The 23,923-nt window shown below is 67.9% G+C and carries 21 protein-coding genes; 11 read left to right on the top strand and 10 right to left on the bottom strand.

The window, feature by feature from the left end; translation table 11 throughout:
- Nucleotides 1-11: 11 nt before the first annotated feature.
- Genes K8W59_RS11855 through K8W59_RS11845 form a run of 3 tightly spaced genes read right to left on the bottom strand, consistent with a single transcriptional unit; the run spans nucleotide 12 to nucleotide 2,028 of the window.
- Nucleotides 12-494 (bottom strand): arsenate-mycothiol transferase ArsC, encoded by a 483-nt coding sequence (locus tag K8W59_RS11855; RefSeq protein ID WP_141003300.1) that lies wholly within the window; start codon nucleotides 492-494, stop codon nucleotides 12-14.
- Nucleotides 491-1,630: an ACR3 family arsenite efflux transporter gene (gene arsB, locus K8W59_RS11850; protein ID WP_141003299.1), complete on the bottom strand. Its 1,140-nt coding sequence runs from the start codon at nucleotides 1,628-1,630 to the stop codon at nucleotides 491-493. The genes K8W59_RS11855 and arsB overlap by 4 nt, the downstream gene beginning before the upstream one ends.
- On the bottom strand, nucleotides 1,627-2,028 hold the full coding sequence (locus K8W59_RS11845) for an ArsR/SmtB family transcription factor (RefSeq protein WP_141003298.1): 402 nt from the start codon (nucleotides 2,026-2,028) through the stop codon (nucleotides 1,627-1,629). Before K8W59_RS11845 ends, arsB begins: the two co-directional genes overlap by 4 nt.
- 136 nt (nucleotides 2,029-2,164) lie before the next feature.
- On the opposite strand from K8W59_RS11845, the gene K8W59_RS11840 reads away from it, so the two are divergent.
- The gene (locus K8W59_RS11840) at nucleotides 2,165-2,788 is read left to right on the top strand and encodes an arsenate-mycothiol transferase ArsC (RefSeq protein ID WP_223394070.1); all 624 of its coding nucleotides are present in this window, start codon (nucleotides 2,165-2,167) and stop codon (nucleotides 2,786-2,788) included.
- Here K8W59_RS11840 and K8W59_RS11835 read toward each other — a convergent pair.
- Both K8W59_RS11835 and K8W59_RS11830 read right to left on the bottom strand, forming a co-directional pair.
- Nucleotides 2,774-4,078 carry an MFS transporter gene (locus K8W59_RS11835; protein WP_223394068.1) on the bottom strand — a complete coding sequence of 435 codons (1,305 nt, stop codon included), beginning with the start codon at nucleotides 4,076-4,078 and terminating at the stop codon, nucleotides 2,774-2,776. The two genes, K8W59_RS11840 and K8W59_RS11835, sit on opposite strands and share 15 nt — an antisense overlap.
- A complete protein-coding gene (locus tag K8W59_RS11830; RefSeq protein ID WP_141003295.1) occupies nucleotides 4,075-5,472 on the bottom strand; it encodes an NAD(P)/FAD-dependent oxidoreductase in 1,398 nt (465 codons plus the stop codon). The genes K8W59_RS11835 and K8W59_RS11830 overlap by 4 nt, the downstream gene beginning before the upstream one ends.
- Nucleotides 5,473-5,576: 104 nt before the next feature.
- Between K8W59_RS11830 and K8W59_RS11825 the strand changes: the two genes are divergently transcribed.
- Nucleotides 5,577-6,518, top strand: coding sequence for a helix-turn-helix domain-containing GNAT family N-acetyltransferase (locus K8W59_RS11825; RefSeq protein ID WP_223394066.1), 942 nt, complete (start codon nucleotides 5,577-5,579; stop codon nucleotides 6,516-6,518).
- A gap of 8 nt (nucleotides 6,519-6,526) precedes the next feature.
- Nucleotides 6,527-7,687 (top strand): ArsO family NAD(P)H-dependent flavin-containing monooxygenase, encoded by a 1,161-nt coding sequence (locus K8W59_RS11820; protein WP_223394064.1) that lies wholly within the window; start codon nucleotides 6,527-6,529, stop codon nucleotides 7,685-7,687.
- A gap of 104 nt (nucleotides 7,688-7,791) precedes the next feature.
- On the opposite strand, the gene K8W59_RS11815 is transcribed toward K8W59_RS11820, so the two are convergent.
- Nucleotides 7,792-8,238, bottom strand: coding sequence for a MerR family transcriptional regulator (locus K8W59_RS11815; protein WP_223394062.1), 447 nt, complete (start codon nucleotides 8,236-8,238; stop codon nucleotides 7,792-7,794).
- Nucleotides 8,239-8,415: 177 nt separating this feature from the next.
- Between K8W59_RS11815 and K8W59_RS11810 the strand changes: the two genes are divergently transcribed.
- Nucleotides 8,416-9,930, top strand: coding sequence for a SulP family inorganic anion transporter (locus K8W59_RS11810; protein WP_223394060.1), 1,515 nt, complete (start codon nucleotides 8,416-8,418; stop codon nucleotides 9,928-9,930).
- Between the two features lie 84 nt (nucleotides 9,931-10,014).
- Here the strand turns inward: K8W59_RS11810 and K8W59_RS11805 are convergent, their stop codons facing one another.
- The 3 genes from K8W59_RS11805 to K8W59_RS11795 form a co-directional block, all read right to left on the bottom strand.
- Nucleotides 10,015-11,346, bottom strand: a complete 1,332-nt coding sequence (locus K8W59_RS11805) for an ISL3 family transposase (protein ID WP_223394058.1) — start codon at nucleotides 11,344-11,346, stop codon at nucleotides 10,015-10,017.
- Between the two features lie 769 nt (nucleotides 11,347-12,115).
- Nucleotides 12,116-12,826: a hypothetical protein gene (locus K8W59_RS11800; protein WP_223394056.1), complete on the bottom strand. Its 711-nt coding sequence runs from the start codon at nucleotides 12,824-12,826 to the stop codon at nucleotides 12,116-12,118.
- A 91-nt stretch (nucleotides 12,827-12,917) separates the two neighbouring features.
- A complete protein-coding gene (locus K8W59_RS11795) occupies nucleotides 12,918-13,556 on the bottom strand; it encodes a hypothetical protein (RefSeq protein ID WP_223394054.1) in 639 nt (212 codons plus the stop codon).
- 421 nt (nucleotides 13,557-13,977) lie between these two features.
- Between K8W59_RS11795 and K8W59_RS11790 the strand changes: the two genes are divergently transcribed.
- Nucleotides 13,978-17,088 (top strand): hypothetical protein, encoded by a 3,111-nt coding sequence (locus K8W59_RS11790; protein WP_223394052.1) that lies wholly within the window; start codon nucleotides 13,978-13,980, stop codon nucleotides 17,086-17,088.
- A gap of 391 nt (nucleotides 17,089-17,479) precedes the next feature.
- A complete protein-coding gene (locus K8W59_RS11785) occupies nucleotides 17,480-18,637 on the top strand; it encodes a hypothetical protein (protein WP_223394050.1) in 1,158 nt (385 codons plus the stop codon).
- Between the two features lie 50 nt (nucleotides 18,638-18,687).
- On the opposite strand, the gene K8W59_RS11780 is transcribed toward K8W59_RS11785, so the two are convergent.
- Entirely contained in the window at nucleotides 18,688-19,458 is a 771-nt protein-coding gene (locus K8W59_RS11780; RefSeq protein WP_223394048.1) for a YfbU family protein, read from the bottom strand.
- Between the two features lie 1,044 nt (nucleotides 19,459-20,502).
- Here K8W59_RS11780 and K8W59_RS11775 point away from each other — a divergent pair.
- From K8W59_RS11775 to K8W59_RS11755, 5 genes are all read left to right on the top strand, one after another.
- A complete protein-coding gene (locus K8W59_RS11775; protein WP_397195857.1) occupies nucleotides 20,503-20,838 on the top strand; it encodes a hypothetical protein in 336 nt (111 codons plus the stop codon).
- Between the two features lie 127 nt (nucleotides 20,839-20,965).
- The gene (locus K8W59_RS11770) at nucleotides 20,966-21,790 is read left to right on the top strand and encodes a F510_1955 family glycosylhydrolase (protein ID WP_223394044.1); all 825 of its coding nucleotides are present in this window, start codon (nucleotides 20,966-20,968) and stop codon (nucleotides 21,788-21,790) included.
- Nucleotides 21,787-22,014 carry an SHOCT domain-containing protein gene (locus K8W59_RS11765; RefSeq protein WP_223394042.1) on the top strand — a complete coding sequence of 76 codons (228 nt, stop codon included), beginning with the start codon at nucleotides 21,787-21,789 and terminating at the stop codon, nucleotides 22,012-22,014. The genes K8W59_RS11770 and K8W59_RS11765 overlap by 4 nt, the downstream gene beginning before the upstream one ends.
- On the top strand, nucleotides 22,011-23,477 hold the full coding sequence (locus K8W59_RS11760) for a multicopper oxidase family protein (RefSeq protein ID WP_223394040.1): 1,467 nt from the start codon (nucleotides 22,011-22,013) through the stop codon (nucleotides 23,475-23,477). Before K8W59_RS11765 ends, K8W59_RS11760 begins: the two co-directional genes overlap by 4 nt.
- A gap of 87 nt (nucleotides 23,478-23,564) precedes the next feature.
- Nucleotides 23,565-23,828 (top strand): SHOCT domain-containing protein, encoded by a 264-nt coding sequence (locus K8W59_RS11755; protein WP_121255437.1) that lies wholly within the window; start codon nucleotides 23,565-23,567, stop codon nucleotides 23,826-23,828.
- Nucleotides 23,829-23,923: the final 95 nt, after the last annotated feature.

The following is a 23,923-nucleotide window of genomic DNA, read 5'->3' as shown; positions in this document are numbered from 1 at the left end:
CCTCGTCCTTGTCAGCCCTGTTGGAGGACCGACGCCGGGAGGGTGATGTCGGGGACAAGCTCGATCAGGAGGTCGCGGACCCGTCCGTCGATGTCGGCGATGATGGCCCGCACGGTGGCTTCGTCCTGGCCGCCGGGGTCGGCGACGGGCCAGTCGATGTACTTCACCCCGGGGACGTAGGGGCACTCTTCGCCGCAGCCGAGGGTGATGGCCATGGTGCTGGTGGCGATGGTGTCGTGGGTGAGGAGCTTGGGTTGCTCGCCGGAGGTGTCGAGGCCGAGCTTCTCGAGGACCTCGGCGACTTCGGCGTGGATGTGCTCGCCGGGCTGGGTGCCGGCGGAGAGTGCGCGGACGTGGCCACCCGCGTAGTGCTCGGTGAGGACTCGGCTGATGACGGAGCGGCCGCCGTTGCGGATGCAGGCGAACACGACCTGTGGAACGTCGGGCTCGCCGGTCCCGGCTTTGGGGCTGGTGGCGAGGTCGGTATCGGTCATCGGGGCGCTCCTGAGGGATCGGTCGAGGAGGGGCGGGTGTCGGGCTGGGTGGTGGCGCGGTCGGGGAAGAACTTGCGGGCCCAGAGGCTGACGTAGACGAGGCCGACGAGGACGGGGACCTCGATGAGCGGGCCGACGACGCCGGCGAGTGCTTGGCCCGAGGCGACGCCGAAGACGCCGATGGCCACGGCGATGGCGAGCTCGAAGTTGTTGCCGGCGGCGGTGAAGGAGACGGCGGTCGCGCGTGGGTAGTCGAACCCCAGCGCCCTGGTCAGCAGCATGGAGCCGCCCCACATGAGGGCGAAGTAGACCAGCAGCGGTACGGCGATGCGAACGACGTCGAGAGGCTGGTTGGTGATCGTGTCGCCCTGGAGCGCGAACAGCAGGACGATGGTGAACAGCAGCCCGTAGAGCGCCCAGGGTCCGATGCGGGGCAGCAAGGTCGTCTCGTACCACTCGCGGCCCTTGGCGCGTTCGCCCAGGGTGCGAGTCAGGAACCCCGCGGCGAGCGGGATCCCGAGGAAGACGAGCACGGACTTGGCGATGCTCCACATGGAGACGTCGAGGTCGGTCTGGTCGAGTCCGAGCCAGCCGGGCAGGACCTGGAGGTAGAAGTATCCGAGGACGGCGAAGGCCAGGATCTGGAAGACCGCGTTGATGGCGACCAGGATGGCGGCGGCCTCTCGGTCGCCGCAGGCGAGGTCGTTCCAGATCAGCACCATCGCGATGCACCGGGCGAGGCCGACGATGATGAGGCCAGTGCGGTACTCCGGCAGGTCCGGCAGCAGCAGCCAGGCCAGGGCGAACATCAGTGCTGGGCCCAGGACCCAGTTCAGGGCGATCGAGGTCGCCAGGAGGCGGCGGTCGCTGGTGACGTGGCCGAGCTCGTTGTAGCGGACCTTGGCGAGGACCGGGTACATCATCACGAGCAGACCGATGGCGATGGGCAGGGAGACCGAGCCGATTTCCACGGCGGCGAGGGCGTCGTCGAGGCCGTCGACGAGCCGGCCGAGCAGCAGCCCGGCAACCATCGCCACCCCGATCCACACTGGGAGGAACCGGTCCAGGGTCGAGAGCCGCTGGAGTACTGGGCTGTCGGCGCCGGCGGCCGGCGTCTCGCGGACGGCGTCGCTCATGCCGAAGCCCCCACCAGCTCGTTCGAGTTCGCGGTGTTGCCGGTGGCGAACAGGGCTCCGAGCGCGGCCATGGCCTCGGGTCGGGCGATGTAGTAGACCCAGGTGCCCCGCTTCTCGCGGTTCAGCAGCCCGGCCTCGTGCAAAACCTTGAGGTGGTGGCTGATGGTCGGCTGGGACAGGTCGAAGTGCGGCAGCAGGTCGCACACGCATGCCTCACCGCCCTCGTGGGACAGCACCAGCGAGAGCAGCCTCAACCGGGCGGGATCGGCCATGGCCTTGAGCATCGCGACCACGCCGGCGGCCTGCTCGGCGCTGATGGGCTCGCGAGCCAACGGGACGCAGCACGCCAGCCCGTCGGCAGTGAAGGGTGCGCAGTCACTCTGCAACGACTTCGACATGCGTGAATGTTGACATACGTCGATACATAGCGCCACATTGACACTCATCAACATCGACACTCATCCATACCCTGCACCCAGAGTGGGGTGCTTCTACTCGACTGGAGCTGTCATGCACACGAATACGGGTCCCACGTTGGCCGCGGCGCAGGCTGAGCTCGTCGGAGAGTTCGCCGGCGTCTTCTCCTCGCAGACGGTCGAGCAGATCTTGGAGGACAGCTACGCACGGTTGCTCCCGGCGAGCATCGAAGGGTTCCTGCCATTGCTAGCTGAGCGTTTCGCACGTGAACGGCTCCGGGCAGCCTCCCGCGCCTTGCCCGGGCGCGAGGCGCTGCGCCCATTGGTGCTGTTCGTGTGCACCGCCAACTCCGGGCGCTCGCAGATGGCCGCAGCGTTGCTCGCGCTGCGCTCAGCTGGTGCGGTCGAGGTCGCTTCGGCCGGGACCCGACCTAGTGACCACGTCCAGGACGAGGTCGCCACTGTCCTCGCTGAGGTGGGCGTGTCCACGTCCGAGCTGTTCCCCAAGCCGCTGACCGATGAGGTCGTCTCTGGTGCGGACGTGGTTGTGACCATGGGCTGCGGTGACTCGTGCCCGGTGCTGCCTGGGCGGCGCTACGTCGACTGGGACGTCGCCGACCCCGCCGGCGCCGACCTCGACGTCGTTCGGCGGGTGCGAGACGACATCGACGCGCACATCTCGTTGCTTCTCGACGAGCTTCTGCCTGACCGTGGTGCCACGGCTGCCTCAGCGCAGCTCTGAGATGGCGCCCGGCTCCGCGTCTACGTCCTGCAGGGCCGGGCGGTCCTTAGGGGTGGCGCCGACCATCAGGACGGCCGCGACGCCGGCGACGGCTGCGAGGACCAGGAACGCGTCGGCGTAGGAGCCCAGGACCTGAGCCAGTGCGGCCCCGACGAAGGGAGCGATGGCGGCGGCCGCGAGCGCTGGTGCGGTGAGGATGCCGTTCACGGTCCCGTAGGCGGTCGGGCCCCATCGGTCTGTGACGGCGGTGGCCTGGATGAGTGTGTAGATGCCGCGGGCGAGTCCGAGGACCATCCCGAGCACGATGAGGACCCCAGCGGACGACGACGCCAGGGCCAGCGCGGCGGTCGCTACCGCGACGGCAGCGAGCACGACGACGCTGCGGACAGTGACCGAGGTGACGGCCGCGAAGCGGGCGTAGCCGAGGCGTCCGACGACTTGGCCCACGCCGCCGAGGCCGAGGGCGACGGCGGCGAGGTTCCGGCTCAGGCCTTGCTCGACCAGCATGGGTACGAGGTTGATGATCACCGCGAAGACGGCCAGTGCGGTGAGGGCGTTCGCTGCCGCGAGCAGCACGAACGGCCGACTGCGAACAGCTGCGGCAGCCTGCGCCGTCGGCGGTGCTGCCGCCTGGACAGCGGCTCGTGACGTCGTGGGTTGCTCGAGGCTGGCGGGGTCGGTCGTGCGCCACGGGTGGTCGAGTCCCCACCAGTGCAAGGGCACGGTGATGAGGACCAGGCCGGCCAGGAGGATGAGGTAGGCGCCGCGCCAGCCGACGAGGTCCTCGAGGAGTGCGGCGAGTGGGGCGAAGACGGTGCTGGCCAGGCCGGCGACGAGCGTCAGGGTGGTGAGGGCACGTACCCGCTGCGTTCCGCCCCAGTGGGTCAGGGCGGCGAACGCGGGCGGGTAGAGCGTGCCGGCCATGGCTACCCCGACGAGCGCCCATCCGATGTAGAACAGGGCGAGGTGCGGGGCGAGCGCCACGCTGGCGACCCCCGGGATGGCGACCGCCGACGCCGCAGTCATGACACGGCGTGGGCCGAACGCGTCGATGTGTCGACCGACCCAGATCCCGACACCGCCAGACAGGATCTGGGACAGGGAGAATGCGCCGGTGACGGGGACGCTTGACCAGCCGGTGTCGGCGGCGATGGAGGACTGGAGAGCAGCGAACGCGTAGTACAGGACACCCCAGGACACGATCTGCACGGTGCTCAGCACCGCCCCCACGTGCCGCAGCCCGACGGCGTCGAGCGTGTCGCCGCCGGGCTGCGTGTGCGTGTGGGTCACCCGCAGGAGCCGCCCGCTGCGCTGGCAGGGCCGGCACTGGCACCGAGGGTGACCAGTTGCGGCTCTACAGCGGCTGGCCCGCAGCAGCCGCCGCTCGCTACGCCGAGGTCGGCGAGCGCGTCGGGATCGTCGAACGCGCCGGCGCCGTTGCAGACCCCGGTGTCAGGCAGGACGAGGTCGACCCGGTCGGCGGCCACGAGGTCTCCGTCGAGAGCCGCGACGACCGAGCGGACCTGCTCGTAGCCGGTCATGGCCAGGAACGACGGCGCGCGGCCGTAGGACTTCATCCCGACCAGGAAGAGACCCTGCTCGGGCTGGGTGAGTTCGCGGTGCCCGTGCGGAGCCACATCCCCGCAGCTGTGGTGGTCGGGGTGGATCTGGTCGGCGAGCACCCGTGCGGCCCCGAGGGCGGGGTCGAGGTCGAGGCGGACCTCGGAGAGGAAGCCGAAGTCGGGCCGGAACCCGGTGACGACGATGACCTCGTCGACGCCAGAGACGCTCTGCCCGTCGAGCGAGGTGATGCTCAGGCGACCGTCCGCCTGGGCGGTCACCGACGCGGTGCGGAACTGGGTGAGGTTGGTGACGATGCCGCTGGTCGCGGCGGCCTTGGCGTCTTGGCCGAGCTTGCCGCGCTGCTCGAGCTGGTCGTTGTCGCCGCCTCCGAACGCGTCGCCTACGGACGGGCGGCGCAGTAGCCACGACACCTGAGTGCCGGTGCCGGCATCGGTCTTCGCGAGCTTGGCCAGGCCGACGAGGACGCCCTGGGCGGAGGCGCCCTTGCCGGCGACGGCGACGTGCTTGCCGGCGTACCGTGCGGCGATGGTCTGGTCGGCGAAGTCGGGGATGCCGTAGGTGATGCGGTTGGCGTTCTCGGTCTCGCCGAGGGCGGGATAGCCGTCGGCGCCGAGCGGGTTCGGGCGCGTCCAGGTGCCGGAGGCGTCCACGACAGCGCTGCCCAGGAGCCGCTCACGACCCTGGGACGTCTCGACGTGGATGGCGAACGGGTCGCTCTCGCGTCCGGAGTCGACCAGCAGGTCCCGGCCAGCGCGAGCGACACCAACGACCCGCGAGTCATAGCGGACCTGCCCGCCGGTGGTGCCGGCCAGGAGATCGGCGAGCGGCTGCAGGTAGCCGTCCCGCCATTCGCCCCCGGTGGGGTAGGCGGCGTCGTCCGGGGCAGTCCAGGTCCCGGACGCGTCCAGCAGGCGGCGTGCGGCGGGGTCGACAAGCTCGGACCACGAGGAGAACAGGCGAACGTGCGACCACTCGCCGACCGCGGCGGCCGCGCGGGGCCCGGCCTCGAGGACAACGAAGCCCATCCCGCGCTCGGCGGCGTTGGCGGCGGCGGCCAGCCCGATGGGGCCGGCGCCGATGATGACCACGGGGTGCTGCATGACTCACTCCTCAGCTCTTGGGCGCTTCATCGACAACAGTCGATGGAACTCGATGTGAGTGACTGTATCGACGTGGGTCGATGGAAGCAAGGTAGTCTGGGTGCATGACGTCGTCATCGGTCACCGACACGCAGGCAGCCCCCGAGGACGCCGCGGCGCAGCCGACCGGGTCTTTGCCGGGCGGGCCCTCGCTGCCGCTGCTGGACGCGGGTGAGCGACGCGAGACGCCCGGATTGGGCAAGGCCGAGGCTGAGGGCTACGCCGAGTGGTTCGCTGTTCTGGCGGACCCGACGCGGGTGCGGCTCCTCCACACGGTCTCGACGTCACCGGCTGGCGCGATGCGCATCGGCGACCTCGCCGCGGCACTCGGAGTCAGCCAGTCCACCTGCTCACACCACGTGGAGCTGCTGAAGAAGGTCGGCTTCGTGGTCGTTGACAAGGTCGGCACCGCCAGCATGGTCTCGGTCAACGCCGCCTGCTGCACTGGCCTCCCGCACGCCGCTGACGTCATCATGGGCACGCTCTCCTCGCCGCCGTGCTGCCCGGAGGACCTGCCGGCCGACGTCACCACCCGCCTGGTGACCGACGCCGACATGTCGGCCGTCCTTGCCATCTACGACGAGGGTCTCGCGACCCGCAACGCCACCTTCGAGACGGCCCTGCCCACCGCGCAGCAATTACGCGACCGCTGGCTGCCCGACCTGGCCTGGGTCGCCGAGTTGAACGGCGAGGTCGTCGGATGGACCGCCGTCACCCCGGTCTCGGCGCGTGACTGCTACGCCGGCGTCGGGGAGAGCTCGGTCTACGTCGCGGCCGCCGCCCGCGGCCGGGGCGTCGGCAAGGCGCTCCTGTACACCCAGGTCACGGGGGCCGACGGTGCCGGGCTCTGGACGCTGCAGACCTCGATCTTCCCCGAGAACCGCGCCAGCATCGCCCTGCACCACTCCGCCGGGTACCGCACCCTCGCCGTGCGTACCCGCATCGCCCAGCTCGACGGCGTCTGGCGCGACACCGTGCTGCTCGAGCGCCGCAGCGAGATCAACTGAGCACGGGGGTGCCCGCCGACCGAGCTGGCTCCGGCGACGGGGACGTCCGAGAGGTCGCGGTCGCGATCATCGGCGGCGGGCAGGCCGGGCTGGCGGTCGGCTTCTACCTGCGCCGGGCCGGACTGGTACCTGGCGAGGACTTCGTCATCCTCGATGCCGCCGACCAACCGGGTGGGGCCTGGCCGCAGATGTGGGACGGGCTGCGGCTGTTCTCACCCTCGACGTACTCCTCGTTGCCCGGCTGGATGATGCCGCCGTGGGACGACGCATCCCACGGGTTCCCGCCCCGCGACCACGTCGTCGACTACCTCACCCGCTACGAGCAGCGATACGAGCTCGCCGTCGAGCGCCCGCGGCGAGTGCTGTCCGTCGAGAGATCGACCTTCGACCCCCATGAGTGCGAGCCGTTGCTGGTGCGCACCAGCCATGGCGACCTCACCGCCAGGGTCGTCGTGTCGGCGACCGGCACCTGGACTCAGCCTTTCTGGCCGGCCTACCCCGGCGCGCAGAGCTTCGCGGGCCGCCAGCTGCACGCCTCGCAGTACCGGCGGCCCGAGGACTTCGCAGGGCAGCGTGTCGTCGTGGTCGGGGGCGGCAACTCCGCCGCCCAGATCCTCGCGGAGGTCTCGACGGTCACCGACGCGATCTGGGTGACGGCCCGGCCGCCGCGGTTCCTGCCCGACGATGTCGACGGCCGGGTCCTGTTCACCACGGCCACTCGGCGCGTCCAAGCGCAGCACGAGGGTGGCGACCACCCCGGCGTCGGCGGGCTCGGTGACATCGTGATGGTGCCGAGCGTCCGCGACGCACGCAAGCGCGGGGCCCTCGAGGCGCTGCCCATGTTCAACAGGCTCGACGCCACCGGCATGGTGTGGGCCGACGACACTGGGCGCGACTCAGACGTCATCATCTGGTGCACTGGCTTCCGACCGGCTCTGCGACACCTGAGCCCGCTCCATCTCAGCACCGCAGACGGGCACCCGCGCACGGGCGGACCAGCCGGAACGCAGGCGACCGACGAGCCCCGACTGCACCTGGTCGGGTACGGCGACTGGACCGGCGCAGCATCCGCCACCCTCATCGGCGCCGGCCGAACCGCACGCGACACCGCTCGTGTCGTCCTTCAACAACTGGACGACGGGCAGCGGTCCGAGGCCATCAACGACTGACGGCGACGACGGGGAGCGCGCTGGACGACGACATCAAGGGTGAGCTTGCTCGTCGGCTCGCCGCGTCCTGGCTGGCCTGGCACTGCTCTCCGCCCGAGGGCGGGCTACCGGCGGGTCGTGGTCTCCCGGGTGAGGAGGCCGATGAACTCGTCTGCCATCTCAAGCTGTCGGACCAGCTTGTGGCGTCGGTCAGCCGCTTCTGCCTGGACCGAGGCCAGACGGTCTCGTGCCTCGACCTGGGCGGTGTCCGAGGTGGCGGGGTCTCGCAGGGCCTCGATGTCGTCGAGGACGGCCTTCATCTCGTCCAGGGTGAAGCCGAGCGGCTTCATGCGGCGGATGACCAAGATCTTCTCGACGTCGTCCTCGGTATAGAGCCGGAACCCGCCCTCGGTGCGACCCGAGGGTGCGAGCAGGCCCACCTCCTCCCAGTGCCGGAGGCTGCGCAGCGACAGCTCGGTCCGGGCAGCGACCTCACCGATGTGCATGACGGCCGACGACCGAAGCCCGGCCTCGTCGCGCCCCGCGTCTGACAAATCCACCTTGCTGGTCACCGTGACCACCCTCACGTCGCGTCAACTTCAACTCTACCCTTCCGTAAAGGTGGAGTTGCGTCCAGACTTCCGCTGGCGATGACGCCAGCACCCGGCCCATGGTCTCGCACTCACAGCAGGTGCGACGCACCACGGCCGACGACCGCCGCCCTTCCAGCTCGATCGGAGCACCTTGCCTTGACCACATCCGCGCCCGCCGTTGCGCAGTCCGTACCCGACAACAGCGTCAGGACCGCGCTGCGCTCGCCAAAGCTGCTGCGCACCGAGGTCCTCGCCGGCCTCGTCGTCGCGCTCGCGCTCATCCCCGAGGCGATCTCGTTCTCCATCATCGCCGGCGTCGACCCGCAGGTCGGGCTGTTCGCGTCCTTCACCATGGCCGTCGTCATCTCGTTCCTCGGTGGGCGCCCGGCGATGATCTCGGCCGCCACCGGCGCCATCGCATTGGTCATCGCTCCCGTCATGCGCGAGCACGGTCTGGACTACCTGATCGCCACCGTCCTGCTCGGTGGCCTCATCCAGGTCGCGCTCGGCCTCGGCGGCTTCGGCAAGCTCATGCGGTTCATCCCGCGCTCGGTCATGGTCGGGTTCGTCAACGCCCTGGCCATCCTCATCTTCATGGCCCAGGTGCCCTACCTGGTCGACGTGCCCTGGCTGGTCTACCCGATGATTGCCATCGGCATCGCGGTGATGGTCGGCCTCCCGCGGGTCACTAAGGTGATCCCGGCTCCGCTGGTCGCCATCGTCGCGCTCACCGGGTTCACCGTCCTGGCAGCCATCACCGTCCCCGACGTCGGCGACGAGGGCGAGCTCCCCAGCTCGCTGCCGAGCCTGTTCTTTCCCGATGTGCCGTTCAACCTCGACACACTCCAGATCATCGCCCCCTACGCCGTGGCGATGGCGCTGGTCGGGCTGCTGGAGTCGCTGATGACCGCCAAGCTCGTCGACGACATCACCGACACTCACTCCGACAAGACCCGCGAGTCGTGGGGCCAGGGCGCCGCGAACATCATCACCGGGTTCTTCGGCGGCATGGGCGGCTGCGCCATGATCGGCCAGACCATGATCAACGTGAAGGCCTCCGGGGCCCGCACCCGCATCTCGACCTTCCTGGCCGGCGTCTTCCTGCTCATCCTGGTCGTTGGCTTCGGCGACGTCGTCGCCATCATCCCGATGGCCGCGCTGGTCGCGGTGATGATCATGGTCTCGGTCGGCACCTTCGACTGGCACTCGATCCAGCCCGCCACCCTGCGCCGGATGCCGAAGTCGGAGACCACCGTCATGGTCGCCACCGTCGCGGTCACCGTCGCCACGCACAACCTCGCCATCGGCGTCGTCGTGGGCGTCCTGGTTGCCATGACCCTGTTCGCCCGCCGCGTTGCCCACCTCACCGAGACCCGCCGCGAGCTCGTCGAGGACCGCGAGGGGAACGCCACGGCCGTTTACCGCGTCACCGGCGAGCTGTTCTTCGCCTCCTCCAATGACCTATACACCCAGTTCGAGTACGCCGAGGACCCCGACCACGTCGTCATCGACCTCACCGACTCTCACATCTGGGACGCCTCCACCGTCGCCTCACTCGACGCCATCACCACCAAGTACGCCCGCAAGGCCAAGACCGTCACCATCATCGGCCTCAATTCCTCCAGCGCCGACCGCCACGAACGACTCACCGGACAGCTGGCCACTCACTGAGACCGTCCTCTGCTGCGCTGTCCGACCGTCCGCGTTTCGGCAGGGACCGCCCGGATCGCCGGATGACCGAGCGGGTAACCCGGCTCATCCCAATTGAGGGTGTAGTCGCGGCCTGAACCCGCCGGTCTCCAGCAGCGATCTGGCGATGTAGTTGGTGAGGTTGCGGAATCCGAGTGCGGAGCCGCGGAGGTGTTCGAGCCGGCCGTTGATCGCCTCTGTCGGCCCGTTGCTGGTCCCGGGTCGGTCGAAGTAGGCCAGCACGTCGTCGGCACGCTTGTTCAGCGTCCGACCGAGGGTGGTGACCTCGACCAGCGCGGCCGGGACGCCGTGGCTGACTGAGTCGATCAGCTTCACCATCATCTCGCGACCACGGCGCCGGTCCTCCTCGCGGTAGGCGGCGATCATGCGTTGGTAGATCCCCCAGGTCGCCTCGACCTCAACGTGCTCGTCGGCGGCGAAGAGCGCGGCGAGCCGGGTGGTCTGCTTGTCGGTGAGCAGCCCGGCGCCGGTGTGCAGCGTCCGCCGCGCGGAGTACAGCGGGTCGCCCTTGTGCCCGCGGTGACCGTGGATGGCCTGCTGGACCCGACGTCGACACCGGTCGAGCGCCTCACCGGCCAAGCGCACCACGTGGAAGGGATCCATCACCGCGACCGCGGCGGGCAGCTCCTCGGTGGTGGCTGTCTTGAAGCCTGCGAACCCGTCCATCGCGACCACCTCGATGCCGTCGCGCCAGGCCTCGGGGCGGGCGGCGAGCCAGGTCTTGAACGCCTGCTTGGAGCGTCCCTCGACCATGTCGAGTAGCCGTGCCGGACCGGTCTTGTCGCGGATCGGGGTGAGGTCGATGATCACGCTCACGTACTTGTCGCCCTTCCTGGTGTGGCGCCACACGTGCTCATCGACGCCGACGACGGTTACGCCGTCGAACCGGGTGGGGTTGTCGATCAGGACCCGCTTGCCTTCAGCGAGAACGGCATCGTTCGCGGTGTCCCACGCGACCCCGAGGCCCTCGGCGACCCGGGCGACAGTCAGGTGGGCGACCACGATCGATTCGAGTGCCCACCTCAGAGCGCGACGCGACAACTTCGCTCGAGGCTCAGCCGCCAAGCTGGTGTCTTGGCGCCAGACGTGACCGCAGCCGGTGCATCGGTAGCGGCGCACGATGACCTCGAGGATGGTCGGTCGCCAACCGAGCGGCTCGTGGGCCAGCTGTCGGGTCACGGTGTCGCGTGGGGATCCTTCGCAACCACATCGGCGGCACCACTGGTCGGGTTCGCGGACTCGGCATGCAAGGACCGCGCGACCGGGCTCGAGACGCTGGCCGATGACGACGAGACCGAGCTCGTCGAGTCGGCAGAAGGTGGATAGATCGGGGCGGGCGAACGCGTCTGGGCGCTCGCCGACGGTAGCGTCGGGCACGTCGAGGTCTTCCGGGTTGAGCGTGTAGGAGCCTTCATCCTCGGGAGACCTCGACGTCTATCCCGGGACCGCCGCGCCAGCGCTCGCTACACCCTCATCTGGGAAGAGCCGGTAACCCTCGTTCCCGTCGGCGCGGAGGGGGCAGGGATCCTGCGGCGGCAAACTCAATAGCTTGATCCCGGGACGGTCTCCTGCGCTGCGAGGTCGGCTCTTCTGGGGGACTCGATATCGATTTGAGTCGTGCCGCATTTATGTCCCGTAAACGTCAGCACAGGCAGCCCTATCGCAACAAGAGGGAGCAGAAGGATCAGCCGGGCTGACGGTACCTTCCCGGGTGTTTGCGCAGGCCAGGGCACACGGCGTCAAGAACCGCCAAAAAAGGGCCCGACTGACCGAGCTCACCCGCTGCAGGCCCAGAGATCGCAGGTTCAAATCCTGCCCCCGCTACAAGGAAGTGGTCCCTGACCTGCAGAAACGCAGATCAGGGGCCACTTGCCATTTTGAGCCATTCCGGCTTGTGTCGCGGTTTGTGACCCAGAAACCCCTGCGCCAAGGTGTTCAAGGGTTGTCCCGGGGACTCTCCGGGGTGACTTCCGTCCGGCCGAGAGTTGGCCCGACCAACTTCACTTGCGGAACGCGCCCATCGCGACAGATCCGGCGGCCGCAGGCGCATCGTCGTCAGAGGCATGGTCGGGCGGATTCGTCAGCGGCATGGCCGTCTATAGCGCGGCATGGTCGCCTGAGATACCTGCGTCCGCTAGGTCTGGGGTCAGTCCTCGTCGGTGAGGATTTCCAGGGCCGTCTCGGCGTCGATTCGGGGCTGGCCGGTCAGTACAGTCCAGGAGATGTCGTCGGGTGTGAGCCGGGCGCGCAGCGTCTGGAGCCGGGATCGGTCGGAGCCGGTGAAGCCCTCCCGCTCGGCGAACGGGTCGTCGATGCAGGCGAGCAGGGCCACCGCGTCGCGCAGGTGGCGATCGAGGTCGCGTGAGTCGGTCTTGTAGGCAGCGGCCTTCAAGATGAGTGCACCGAATGCGCCAGGCACCGAGACTGTCGTGGTGGCTCCGGGCTCGATCTCCAGACGCGCGTTAATAGTGCGTCGCAGCGCCTGCGTGCCGCCCTCGATGCGGACCATGTCGCGTCCGGCGAGCCGCTCGGTGACCTTCGGAGCGTGGTGGTCGGAGATCAAGACGTCGACTATCTCCTCCGGCTCCTCGTCGGGACGGTTGGCGACCAGGTCGATCTTGCTGGTGCCGCGGTAGAAGCGGTGTGCGGTGTTGTCGCGCGGATCGACGGCCGAACGCAGGTCGTAGCCGAGGGAGCGGAGCGCGGTCGCGGTCTCGGAGGCGACGCCGCGGGAGGTCTCGATGTGCAGCACGATGTCGACATCGTTGGTCGGGCGTACGATGCCCAAGCCGCGGTGGATGGAATGCAACTGGGTCATCAGGCCGCCGACCAGGGTCCACTTGTCGGTTGGCAGCACCGCGGCGATCTCGGCGACATTCGGCCACGGGTCGGGCCAGCCGCCAGGGGCGGCGGCGATGTCTATGATGGGGCGCTCGATGCCCGAATGCTTACGCTCTGACATTCTCGCGGAACAGCTCCAACCGGCGGACCAGGACCTGCTCTGCCACGCCGCGTTCCCGCGGGTCGAGGGAGGTGGCGGCGTCGACGGCGGCGAGCGTCCTGTTGAAGGCTGCCAGGTATTTGATGTAGTCGATGTCCATGTAGGTGTAGCGGAGGGTGATGAACCCGGTGGTGTCCTCGCCCAGCCGCCAGCGGCGCACAAGGTCCGCGATCCGGTCTGCATGGATGTAGCCGTCGACGGTGGTGTCGTCCTCGACGAGCCCGAGCCGCTGGCGGCCGGGGACGACGAGCTCCTCGCGGACGCGGTCGATGACGGAGCGGTGGCCGGACCAGGTAGTGACGGTCGCGCGGTCGCGCAACCGGATGGCTAGTTCGGTCGGGTTGGTGATCTCGCGCAAAGCAGCGCGGAGCCGGTACGTCTGGACATCGCCGAGGCCCAATGGGGCCGCGCCCGAGAGCATTGCGATAGCTCCCCAGGCGGTGTGCTCTGCCCAGGTCCGGGTCCGGCCGGAGCCGCGCTCGGCGCGGTAGCGCTCTACGGATGTGCGGTCGAAGATGCCGCGGGCGACGCGGGTGATGGCTCCCGTCTCGGCGAGGACGCGGACCTGGCGCGCCTCGACGCCCAAGAGGTCGGATACCTCTTGGGTCGTCAGGAAGTCGCCCCTAATCGCCATAACAGAATACTGCCTCTTCCGGTGGTTATCTGTAAAGCAGGAGTGCGGCCGGATGATGGCGAGTCACACGCCTGCAACGTTCTCGGTGAGGAAGTGGCCGCCGTGTCGATCGAGAACTCCACGCGCTTGGTCACAGTGCTCGGTCGCTGGTGGGGGTCAGCGTCTCGGGCGAAGACGTGCGCGTGGCGGGGCGGGACGCCGGCGCCCAGGCCTTTGGCGATGGCTGCGTGGTCTAGCGAGTGCCGCCCTGATGTGTCATGAGATCCCCCGCGGCTTTGAATCCAGGAGTGCCGTCGAGTGTCCGAGTGATGCGTGCGCCGCCCGGGGCGCGGCGTACCTCGAAGATGTCGGAACGACCCGTCAGACTTGTCATGTGGCGGAACCGATTCCCGAAGTCGAGGCGTTCATCGACTACAAGCTCACCGAGATGGCCTCGCGAAACGAGCACCACGAGTTCGAGGAGATCGCCACCCGCATCGCCCGCAAGCGCATCTCGTCGAACATCCTGATCGCCAACGGGCCGGTCAGCGCCGGAGGGGATCAGCAACGCGACGCCGAGTCGTACACAACCCGCATCCCTGAAGAGTTGCCGCACTCGGCCGGGTTCTCCGCCTCCGCATCTACCAAGCCGACAGTCATCGCCTGCACCGTCCAGCAGCCACCCTTGAAGTCCAAGGTCCTCGCCGACCTCGCCGGCATCTGCGCCGAAGACGCCGACCCGGTCGAATACATCGCGTTCTTCAGCGTCCACTCCATCCCAGCTGCCGCCATCCACGACTTGAAGAAGACCGCCAGGGACGACTACGGCATCACTCTGGACATCTTCTCCGGGAGAGCCATCTCCACCCTCCTCGCCGAGCCCGACTTGGTCTGGGTCGCCCAGCAGTATCTCGACCTGCCATCAGCCATGATTCCGCCGCTCGACGAAGAAGAATCGGCCCCAGAATGGTATTTCGAGCTGCTCGAGAACCTTCGAGCCAACAAAGGCCCAGCAGCGCTGACTCCGGCCACTCAAGGCGAAGTCACCCACGGAATCCGCCACGCCACATGGGACGCCGCAACGAACGGCGACCTCCCAGAGTGGCTCGACTTCATGGGCGCCTTCCTGAACCACAAAGATGACGGCGACGACAGCGAGCTCGTGTTCCGTGCCTGCTACGAGATGGCGGTCGCCCGCTGGCGTGGCATGGGGGAATCCGCCGGGCTCGAGCCGCTCATCAGGCGAGCCATCGCCTACGCGCGCAACAGTGACCAGCAAAACGTCATCGACGACGCCGTCACACTCGTCAGCTACTGGGGCGTCATGTGGAGCACAGGCCGCGCAGAAGCGCCTGCGAACGAGATCGGCGAAGCACTTCAGGGGCTTCGCGACCACGCCATCGCGCTCCTCGACGACACCAACCCCGTCACTCATCCCATCCGGGCCGCCACGTTGACCGGCACGCTCGCGTACAGCTACCTGATCCCGGACTGGCGGGACGTCGACGCCAAAACCGGCAAGCCGGCCAAGATCGACATCACCCCAACGATCGGGGTCAAGATGGAGAACTTCGACGTCGACATCACCAGCCTTTCTCCCGGCGCGGTCGACTTCGACAGTGCCATGACCTACTTCGACCGTTTGATCGACCTGCTCCCGGAGGCGCGCGCCTACTCAGCGTCGTCGCTCGCGACCGTCTTCGACCTCTTCGCACCGGCCCTCGTCGACCATCCAAAGTACGCAAGGGTGCGCGATGGCCTTGACGAAGCAGCTACCCGCGTCCAGGGCGAGTCAGCGCTTGCAGAGCGGTTCCGGGACCGCAGCACCGCCCTGATGAAGGCCGGCAAACCGCTCGAGGCCCTCGCAGAGCTCCACCAAGCCAAGATCAACTGGTTCAACGGCGACACGCTCTACGGCGCCCTGCTCACGATGCGCTACATCGCCAAGATCTACGAAGACCTGGGACTGACCTATGCCGCCAAGATGTACGCACTCTCCGCCGCGTCCATCGCCCTGGTCGCCGGCGACAACGACGACAAGGAGCACCTCCCGAAGGCGCTCCTCGAGGCGGCCCGCTACGCGCAACACGCAGGAAACTGGGCCGACGCCGCTGGCCTCACCGAAGTAGCGCTTCTTGCACGTGGTCAATACCTTCCCAACCCGTTCGACTTCGAGAAGTACCCCGACCTCCACGCCCAGCGCGTCACCCAGAGTCTCGGCGTCAGCGCCGTCCGGAAGTACTGGCCAGAACTAGAGGGCGTCATCAAAGAAGCTCACTGGCGCACCGACTGGTACGAGATGATCGACGAAATGGTCACCGAGGCCGGCGCCGGGTACACGATGACCGAGGAGGAGTTCCAGGACGAGGCGGCCAAACAGCTCGCCGGACCGGTCTTCGCCGACCTCGGCCCGGAGCGCGTGATCGACTTTCACGCGCTCGGAGTCAGGTGGATCTTCAGTTTCACCAACGACAAGACCACCGTGCTTACCGCCGAAGGTCTCTGCGCCGCCTTCCAGGTCTTCGTCGCCGACATCGCCCGCCAGCACCCCGTCCTCATCAACAGCACCGTCTACATCGACGTCGACGTAGTCAACGACGCCGGTCACGAGGTTGACGACTTCGACGTGGATGACGACGAGCCCGAGCTGCGGGCCCACGTCACGATCTCCTCACACGTCGAGGACCAGGACGCTAACGCCGCATCGCTCGCGAGCTTCTGTTTCCAGCTCATCCAAATTGTCCACGCGGGGTCGATCGACGACTTCAAGGCGACCATGGAGCCGATGTACGAGGCTGGCCTGCCCCACAAGGTCGTCGTCGGCCGCTCGTACCAGGATGCCGCCGACCTGTTGAAGCCCGAGCACTTCGACCGCTGCGCAGCTTCCACTCGACCCACGTCCTCAAGTTCCTACGCTCCGACCGCGCACCCGGCGTTGGGTCCCTCGACCGAGCCGGGGAGCCGCTACGACCACGAGAAATCTCTTGCTGCCGTCCGCAGCCGGTACGAGTCCGTCTACGACCTGCTGCGGTACACCTATCCCCGCCTGCTTGCCGATGAGCGCATCCGCGCAACCATCAGGCGTCTGCAAGGAGAGGGCTGGCTCGACTGGCAGATCCTCGCGACCCTGGCCAACATGAAGTGGAACTGGCGTCTGCAAGATGCAGGGATGCTTCCCGGAATTGGGGACCCGACGGCGGCACTCGAGCTCGCCCGTGAGCCGGAAACCGAGGACTCACCAGTTGTGCCGCTGGAGTGGTTCAACGACGCCGAGATCGCCTTCAACCTCACCGTCCAGACTTCCACCATCGCTCGAACCTGGGGTCTCGTCGGTCGCACCGAGGTAGCCGGCGAGGACGCGATGCGCGACCTGCTCACCCGGCGGTACGGCTACGCAACGGACGACATCCCGCACCGCGACATCTTGGACTGCGTGGACGAGAATGGCGGGCTGCTCCCATTCGTCGAGGCCGATCCTGAATCCGCTTTCAAGGGGTCTGGTTAGTTCGGGTGTACGGGTGCGCGGTGCGCGGGCCGATGGGGGTCACCGGTTGAGAGCCGGCTGCGCACGAGTCGCCGCTCTTCTGGGAGGTCCCAGTCGCATGGATGGCGGCCGCATTCCGCCTGGTCGACGGAGGATCAACTTCGAAAGCCGCGATCAATCGAGCGTCCTAGACAGCGCTGCGACCTTACTGAGCTGCTAGAGACTCCCCCTCGGGGCCGGCGGAATGACGCGCCCAACGTCTGTGGTCAACCGATGTCGGTGCCGGTGTCCGACGCGTCTGGCAGTAACGAACGGATCAATCGGAGGACGTGACGGGCAAGGTCGAGTCAGCCACCTCAAGGGCTCTCCGGCGACCTCGCCGCCACGTGCGCACGCCGCATAGGATCCGGTCGTGAAGGACTCGATGCACCACTGGCTGCCCGATCACCACCTCGGTGTGGCCGCGACCCTGTCGCATGCGGATGAGTTGGTCGGCCAGGTCGCTGACGTGCTCTTCGCCTACCAGACGCGGCCCGATGGAACCTTCAAGCTCGAGGAGCAGCTCGCCTTCCCCAACACGCGGACCGTCGTTACACACGTGGCTCCGATGCCGCGGAAGGTCCCGCTGCTCGTCGCCGATGCTCTGGTCGCGCTCCGATCGGCGCTAGAGCACGCTCTATTCGCGGAAGTCGAGTTCCGCGACGGGACACTGGACGACAAGACCGCGCGCGTAGTCGAGATTCCGGCGTCCCGCACGGTCAAGGACTTCGAGTCCTGGGCGAAGGGTCGCGTGAAGAACGGCCCTGCCTCGCTGCATCCTGGCAGCGAGCTGATGAAGCGGATCGAAGGGCTGCAGCCTTTCAACCGGAAGGACGCCGAGAACCACCCGTTGGCTCGCCTAGCGCTCCACACCAACCATGCGAAGCACCGGACTCCGGCGGTCACGGCGGTCCGCCTCGCCGCCATGTACAAGGAGGACCAGATGCCGCGCTCGATCCGCAGCCTCCCGCCGCGGCCCGAGGTGCCGCTTCGGGTGGGGGACGTCATCGCGGAGACCCCGTTCGGCACGCGGGTGCCGGTCACGCTCTTTCCGACGATCGGCATTAACCGGCCCGGCACGGACCGGTGGCCGGTGGTCATGCAGGAACTAGAGGAGATCTCTCATTGGGTCCGCACCCAGGCAGTGCCGCGCCTTATCACCGGCATGGAGCCGCCCAGGCCCGAGCTGCCGACGCGCTACGAGATCGCAGTCGGGCACGTCGACGAGCGCCGCGCGATCTCGACGGGGTCGACCACGTCAGCAGCTGACCGACACAAGCAGCGGTTGGGCGCGGCATCGGCGCGGATTGACATGGTCGACACGCTCGGCCAGATGGACGGCTCCCCGAGCGCCGAGCAGATCGCGGCCTGGCTGGACCACCTGACCGACGAGGAGGTGCTCGATCGGATGTCCCGGCTGCAGATGACCCACACGTACGACCCTGACATCGTGCTGCGCAACTTCGAGGTCCTGAAGGGCATGCGAGACGACGCCGTGGGGTTCGGAGCGGAGGAGGCAACGGGAGCGTGAGCCGCAGGGCAGGCTGAGGCCTCCTGGCCCCAGGCACCCCCTCCGGTCGGTTAGCTCTTCGGGGTCCGGCGGGACGGGTGGACGCGCGCGTCCGCGATCCGCTCCAACTCCTCGAGTGACAAGAGGTAATCGAGGCGGCGGACTCCCCGCTTGCGGCTGTCCATGATGCGGCGAAACTCGGAGAGCATCCGAAGGTAGGTGTCGAGCATGGGCATGTGCGAGTTCCCGCCGTCGTTCCGCTCGAGCTGGGGCTGCAGCTCGGTCCAGCGCTCACCGTCGCGCATGAGGAACTCGACGTAGCTCGCCATGTGCCCCTCGAGCGCGTCGTTGTGGTCAAAGCCCCGGAACTCGAGCTGGTGGGCTAGCTCCTCGGGGACGGATGTCCCGTCCTTCTCGAGGTCGCTGATGCTGTACGTGAGGATGCGGTACATCTGCAGGATGTCCGACACGCGGCTGCAGTCGCGCTTCGACAGTTCCGTCCTGAAGCCGGCGGTCTCGTACCAGTACTCGCCCGTGTAGCCCTCCTCGAGAATCTTCGCCCGCATCAGCTGATACTCCAGGTCGCCGTCGACGTCGTTCGCGTCCTCCGGCAGCACTCGGCCCAGGATCCGGTGCAGCAGGGAGAGCACCTGCCGGTCGACGGTGCGCATGCTCTCGGCGGGTGGCTCATCGCCGTGCTCCACCTCGCGCTCGAAGACTGGCACGACTGCCTCCATCAGCAGGTCGCGGACGTACTCGCTAGTGGTCACGCCGTGGTCGTCGGCCAGCTCCTTCAGTTGGTCGCGGACCCGGTCGTCGACTCGGATGTTCAGGACTGCCATGGAGACTCCGTTCGTAGCGCTGTATGACAAAAATCGTAACACTGTCATACAAGCTACGCGTGATCTTGGGTCTGAAGCCGCCGGAGCCCTGCCAGTAGGCGGGAGACTCGCTCAGGATGTAGGCCCGTTGAAGCAACCAACCCATTGTCGCGGCCGCCAAAGTGAGACCTAGATTCCCGCAGCTCGAGATTCGAGTCGTGTCGCGTTTAGGCCCCGAAAACCGGAGCAAGGGCCGCCACGTCGGATCACACCACAGCAAGAAGGGCGGGCCTTGCTTCACCGTCGTTTCCAGCATCCGCGCGGTCAGCGCGCGAATGCTCATACGCGAGCAAACTCCTTCGAGGTCGCGTCCGCTCGCGCCGGATGCCCAGAGGTCGCAGGTTCAAATCCTGCCCCCGCTACTGAAAAGTGGCCCGTGGCCTGCGGAAACGCAGGACACGGGCAGCTTGTCATTTGAGCCATTCTGGCTTGTGTCGCGCTTTGTGACCCGAAAACCCCTCTCCAGCGGGGTCCGGTGCCGGGTTCGCCACCTGGATTCAGCCTGGGTGGTCGGCGACCTTGGTGATCATCGCGGTGCGGCCGGCGTCGCCAATCGGCTGCGGTGGCCTTCGGCTGTGTCTGGTTTCGGGCGCCGAGGAGGACGGCGGCGAGGATGGGGTTGATGAGTTCGGGCCAGAGCGAATCGGGCATATGAGCTCGATGTCGTCGACCTGTAAAAGGGCCGTCCTGGACTATGACGCGCGACGTTGTCGCGCTGCGGACACGGCTCGTTGGAACTCGGGGTCGTTGTGAAGCGTTCGCAGCCGACGTCACAAGCGGTCTTCCTTCTTGACGAGTGCCGATGGCACGTGATCGCTCCTCGGATCCGGCGGCGCTGCCTGCCCTCACAGCGGCAGGACCACTGGTGCCTGGCTGGCGGCCGGGTGTGCCAGTGCCTAAACTCAGGAGGCGATGACTCTTGCCGACCGCACCTTGCCGGGAGCCGTGAAGACGCGGCTTCCGCGGGTTGTGCTCCTGTGCGCAGTCGCGCTAGGAATCGTCGGCATGCACGGGCTGGCGTCCGGGCCGGACTCCGCTGAGCACGTGGGGCACCACGCCGCCCCGGCCATGATGATGACCACCGACACCACCGTGGGCGTGGTCGCGTCCCACGGCGTCGTTGCCGGGGACGAAGCCCCACCCGCGGATGACGGGGGGCTGCTCGCGCTGTGCCTGATGGTGCTCACGCCCGGTCTGGCGCTGGGCTTGTGGATCTTCGCCACCGCGGCACGAGGCGGAGGATGGCGTCTGCCGCGTCTAGTGCCGTGGGTCGTCGCCGCGCTCGACGTGGCGGGGCTGCCACCGCCGTTCGAACGACAGCTGACCGTACTCCGGATCTGATCAGGCACACCGGCGCACCACCCGCATGGGTCCGGTGCCTCTGTCCTGCCCTGTCATTCGATCCCTTTGGAGTATTCGCATGTGCGCGGCGCGCAAATCGCTGAGTCTGTCCTCTGGTCTCCCTCTGGTGGTCGGCCTCTCCATGGCCGCGGCCTTGCTCGCCGGCTGCAGCTCTGCGGAGAACCCGACCACCTCGGACGCCGCTGCGGCCGGGGAGGAGTTCGGCCATATCCACTCTCTCGACGTCAACCCGGCGGATGACAGGCTCTTCGTCGCGAGTCATCACGGGGTGTTCGCCCTCGGCGCCGACGGGTTCGAGCGTGTGGGGGAGGAGCGTTTCGACGCGATGTCGTTCACCATCGCCGGCCCGGACCGCTTCCTGATGAGTGGTCACCCCGAGCCAGGCGCCGGCGGACCCGCGCACTTCGGACTCTCCGAGTCCACGGACACCGGTCGGACGTGGAGATCGCTTTCGCTGGAAGGGGAGGCGGATTTCCATGCGCTCGAGGCGGCCGGGGACCGCGTGTACGGGGTCGACTCCCAGAGCGGGGGCCTCATGTTCACCGATGATGGCAGGCGGTGGCGCGACCTAGGCCGGTTGCCCGCCATCGACGTGGCCGCGCATCCAGGTAACCCTGACCGTGTGCTGCTGACCGATGGCAGCGGCTCGCTCGTCCGGCTCCAGGTCTCCGGGTCCCCCGAGCGTGTGGAGTCGGCACCGCGCTTGGTGCTCCTGGACTGGGACAGCGAGGACCTGCTGGTCGGGGCAGGACCCGAGGGCTCGGTCTACCGCAGCGACGACGGCGGGGACTCCTGGCGGGAGGTGGGATCACTCCCGGACGTGCCTTACGCGCTGACCGCCACCGAGTCGCGGTGGTATGCCGCCACGGAGGGCGGCGTCCTCGTGTCCACCGATACTGGTGCCACGTGGTCCGAGGTCGATCAGCCATGACCGCGTTGTTCTACGGAGTGCTGCTGGTCCTCGGCGTCGTGCTACTTGTGGTGACGGCGGTGCGCGTGCTTGTCGGAGGCCTCGAAGGCGGTTCGGGGCGGCCTGGCCGGTCGGGCGGGACGGGTGGTGCGCGACAGATCCTTGAGGAGCGGTACGCGGCAGGTGAGCTGAGCACGGAGGAGTACCAGCACCGGTCGCGCGTCCTGGGGGAGGAGAGGCCATGAAACCGATCAGTCGACGCGCGGCTCTGACTATGGGCGGTGCCGGCCTGGTGGGCGCCGTCGTCGGTGGCACGGGCCTGTGGCGCGAGCTGTCCACCTCGGTCCTGGACCCCGTCGCCGGGGAGCGGTTCACCGAGCCCGACGTCCTCCAGAGCACCGGGGGTCTGCTGGAGGTACGGCTTGAGGCTGCGCTGGGCAAGCACGAGGTCGCCGGACGCGAACCGACGACCCTGGGCTACAACGGTGGCGTGCCGGGTCCGACGTTGCGGCTGCGACCGGGCGACACGTTGCAGGTGGAGCTGGTGAACCGGCTCGATCGGGTCACGAACCTGCACGTGCACGGGCTGCACGTCTCACCCGAAGGCAACGGCGACAACGTGTTCGTCGCTGTCGAACCGGACCGGGCGCATCGGTACGAGTATCGGTTGCCCGACAACCACCCACCAGGCGTGTACTGGTACCACCCGCACCACCACGGCACGGTCGCGGACCAGGTGTTCGGCGGACTCTACGGCGCCATCATCGTGGAGGACGACGAGGAGATCCCCGTCGACCGGGAACGGGTCATGGTCGTCTCCGACATCAACCTGGACTCCGGTGGCTCACTGGTCAGCCCGTCCACCATGGAGCAGATGATGGGCCGAGAGGGTGAGCTCGTCCTGGTCAACGGTGCCGCCAAGCCGGACCTCAAGGGCCGCTCGGGGGAGCGTGAACGGTGGCGGATCATCAATGCCTGCACCGCCCGCTACCTCGCGCTGAGACTGCCAGAACAGCGCGCCCGGGTTGTTGGCCGCGACGTGGGTCGGCTGCCCCGGGACACGGCGTTGGAGGACGTCGTGCTCGCGCCCGGTAACCGGCTCGACCTGGTGGTCGACCTGTCCGAGGGAGTCAGCGAGCTCACCGCGATGCCGGTCGACCGCGGCGGCATGATGGGCCAGATGATGGGCGGGGGCCCGATGCCAGGGAGTGGCGGTGCGGTGAACCTCGCCCGCTTGAGCGTCTCCGCGGGCGGCAACCGAGCCGCGGGTGGGATTCCGCCTGGCCCGACTGTCCGCGACCTGCGTGACGCTGACGTCGATGGTCGTCGGTCGATTACCTTCCAGATGGGCATGGGCGGGATGATGGGCGGCGGCGAGGGTCCGATGAGCTTCACCTTCGACGGTGAGGAGTTCGACGCCGACCGGATCGACCAGCAGGTGGGGATGGGCACGGTGGAGGAGTGGACCATCGGCAATGACAGCCCGATGGATCATCCCTTCCATCTGCACGTGTGGCCGATGCAGCTGCTGGAGGTCGACGGCCGCGAGCTGTCTGAGCCGGTCTGGCTCGACGTCGTGAACGTTCCCGCCCGCAGCCAGGTCAAGGTCCGGGTCGCGTTCGAGGACTTCGGCGGTCGGACCGTCTACCACTGTCACATCCTTGACCACGAGGACCGGGGAATGATGGGCACCGTCCTGGCCAGTTGACCTCGCGGCGGTCGCCGCCCAGAGCGGGCCGCCTGCCAACACAGCGGAGCCCTCGGGCTCCAGGAATCGGAAAGAGAGGTGAGACACATGTATGGCAACGGAGGGGGCATGGGCTGGATGTGGTTCATCTGGCCGATCATGATCCTGGTCATCGTCCTCGTCGTTGTGCTGCTGGTTCGCGGCAGCGGCGGAGGCACGAACCGCAGCAGTGGCAGCGCGCCACCGCCTGGACCGGGGACCGGGAGAACTCGAGCGCAAGAGATCCTCGACGAGCGCTACGCCCGGGGCGAGCTCACCGACGAGGAGTACCAGGACCGTCTCCGTCAGCTCCGAGGCGACAGCGACCGATAGGCGCAGCCGGAACCATTGCGCCGGATCACCGACGACAAGCTCCGGTGTCACAACCGGCTATATGGATAAGTATCCCCGATGAGAGGAGTCCCAGC

It is taken from the genome of Nocardioides rotundus (assembly GCF_019931675.1).
Taxonomy (GTDB): domain Bacteria; phylum Actinomycetota; class Actinomycetes; order Propionibacteriales; family Nocardioidaceae; genus Nocardioides; species Nocardioides rotundus.
The sequence above is the reverse complement of the archived record's forward strand: the minus strand, read 5'-3'. Positions and strand labels throughout refer to the sequence as shown.

What these genes read in the sequence shown, in the direction of transcription:
- arsB (WP_141003299.1), bottom strand. Translation starts at nt 1,630, where the DNA reads ATGAGCGACGCCGTCCGCGAGACGCCGGCCGCCGGCGCCGACAGCCCA.
- K8W59_RS11775 (WP_397195857.1), top strand. Translation starts at nt 20,503, where the DNA reads ATGCACGGGCTGGCGTCCGGGCCGGACTCCGCTGAGCACGTGGGGCAC.
- K8W59_RS11765 (WP_223394042.1), top strand. Translation starts at nt 21,787, where the DNA reads ATGACCGCGTTGTTCTACGGAGTGCTGCTGGTCCTCGGCGTCGTGCTA.
- K8W59_RS11855 (WP_141003300.1), bottom strand. Translation starts at nt 494, where the DNA reads ATGACCGATACCGACCTCGCCACCAGCCCCAAAGCCGGGACCGGCGAG.
- K8W59_RS11830 (WP_141003295.1), bottom strand. Translation starts at nt 5,472, where the DNA reads ATGCAGCACCCCGTGGTCATCATCGGCGCCGGCCCCATCGGGCTGGCC.
- K8W59_RS11825 (WP_223394066.1), top strand. Translation starts at nt 5,577, where the DNA reads ATGACGTCGTCATCGGTCACCGACACGCAGGCAGCCCCCGAGGACGCC.
- K8W59_RS11755 (WP_121255437.1), top strand. Translation starts at nt 23,565, where the DNA reads ATGTATGGCAACGGAGGGGGCATGGGCTGGATGTGGTTCATCTGGCCG.
- K8W59_RS11845 (WP_141003298.1), bottom strand. Translation starts at nt 2,028, where the DNA reads ATGTCGAAGTCGTTGCAGAGTGACTGCGCACCCTTCACTGCCGACGGG.
- K8W59_RS11760 (WP_223394040.1), top strand. Translation starts at nt 22,011, where the DNA reads ATGAAACCGATCAGTCGACGCGCGGCTCTGACTATGGGCGGTGCCGGC.
- K8W59_RS11780 (WP_223394048.1), bottom strand. Translation starts at nt 19,458, where the DNA reads ATGGCAGTCCTGAACATCCGAGTCGACGACCGGGTCCGCGACCAACTG.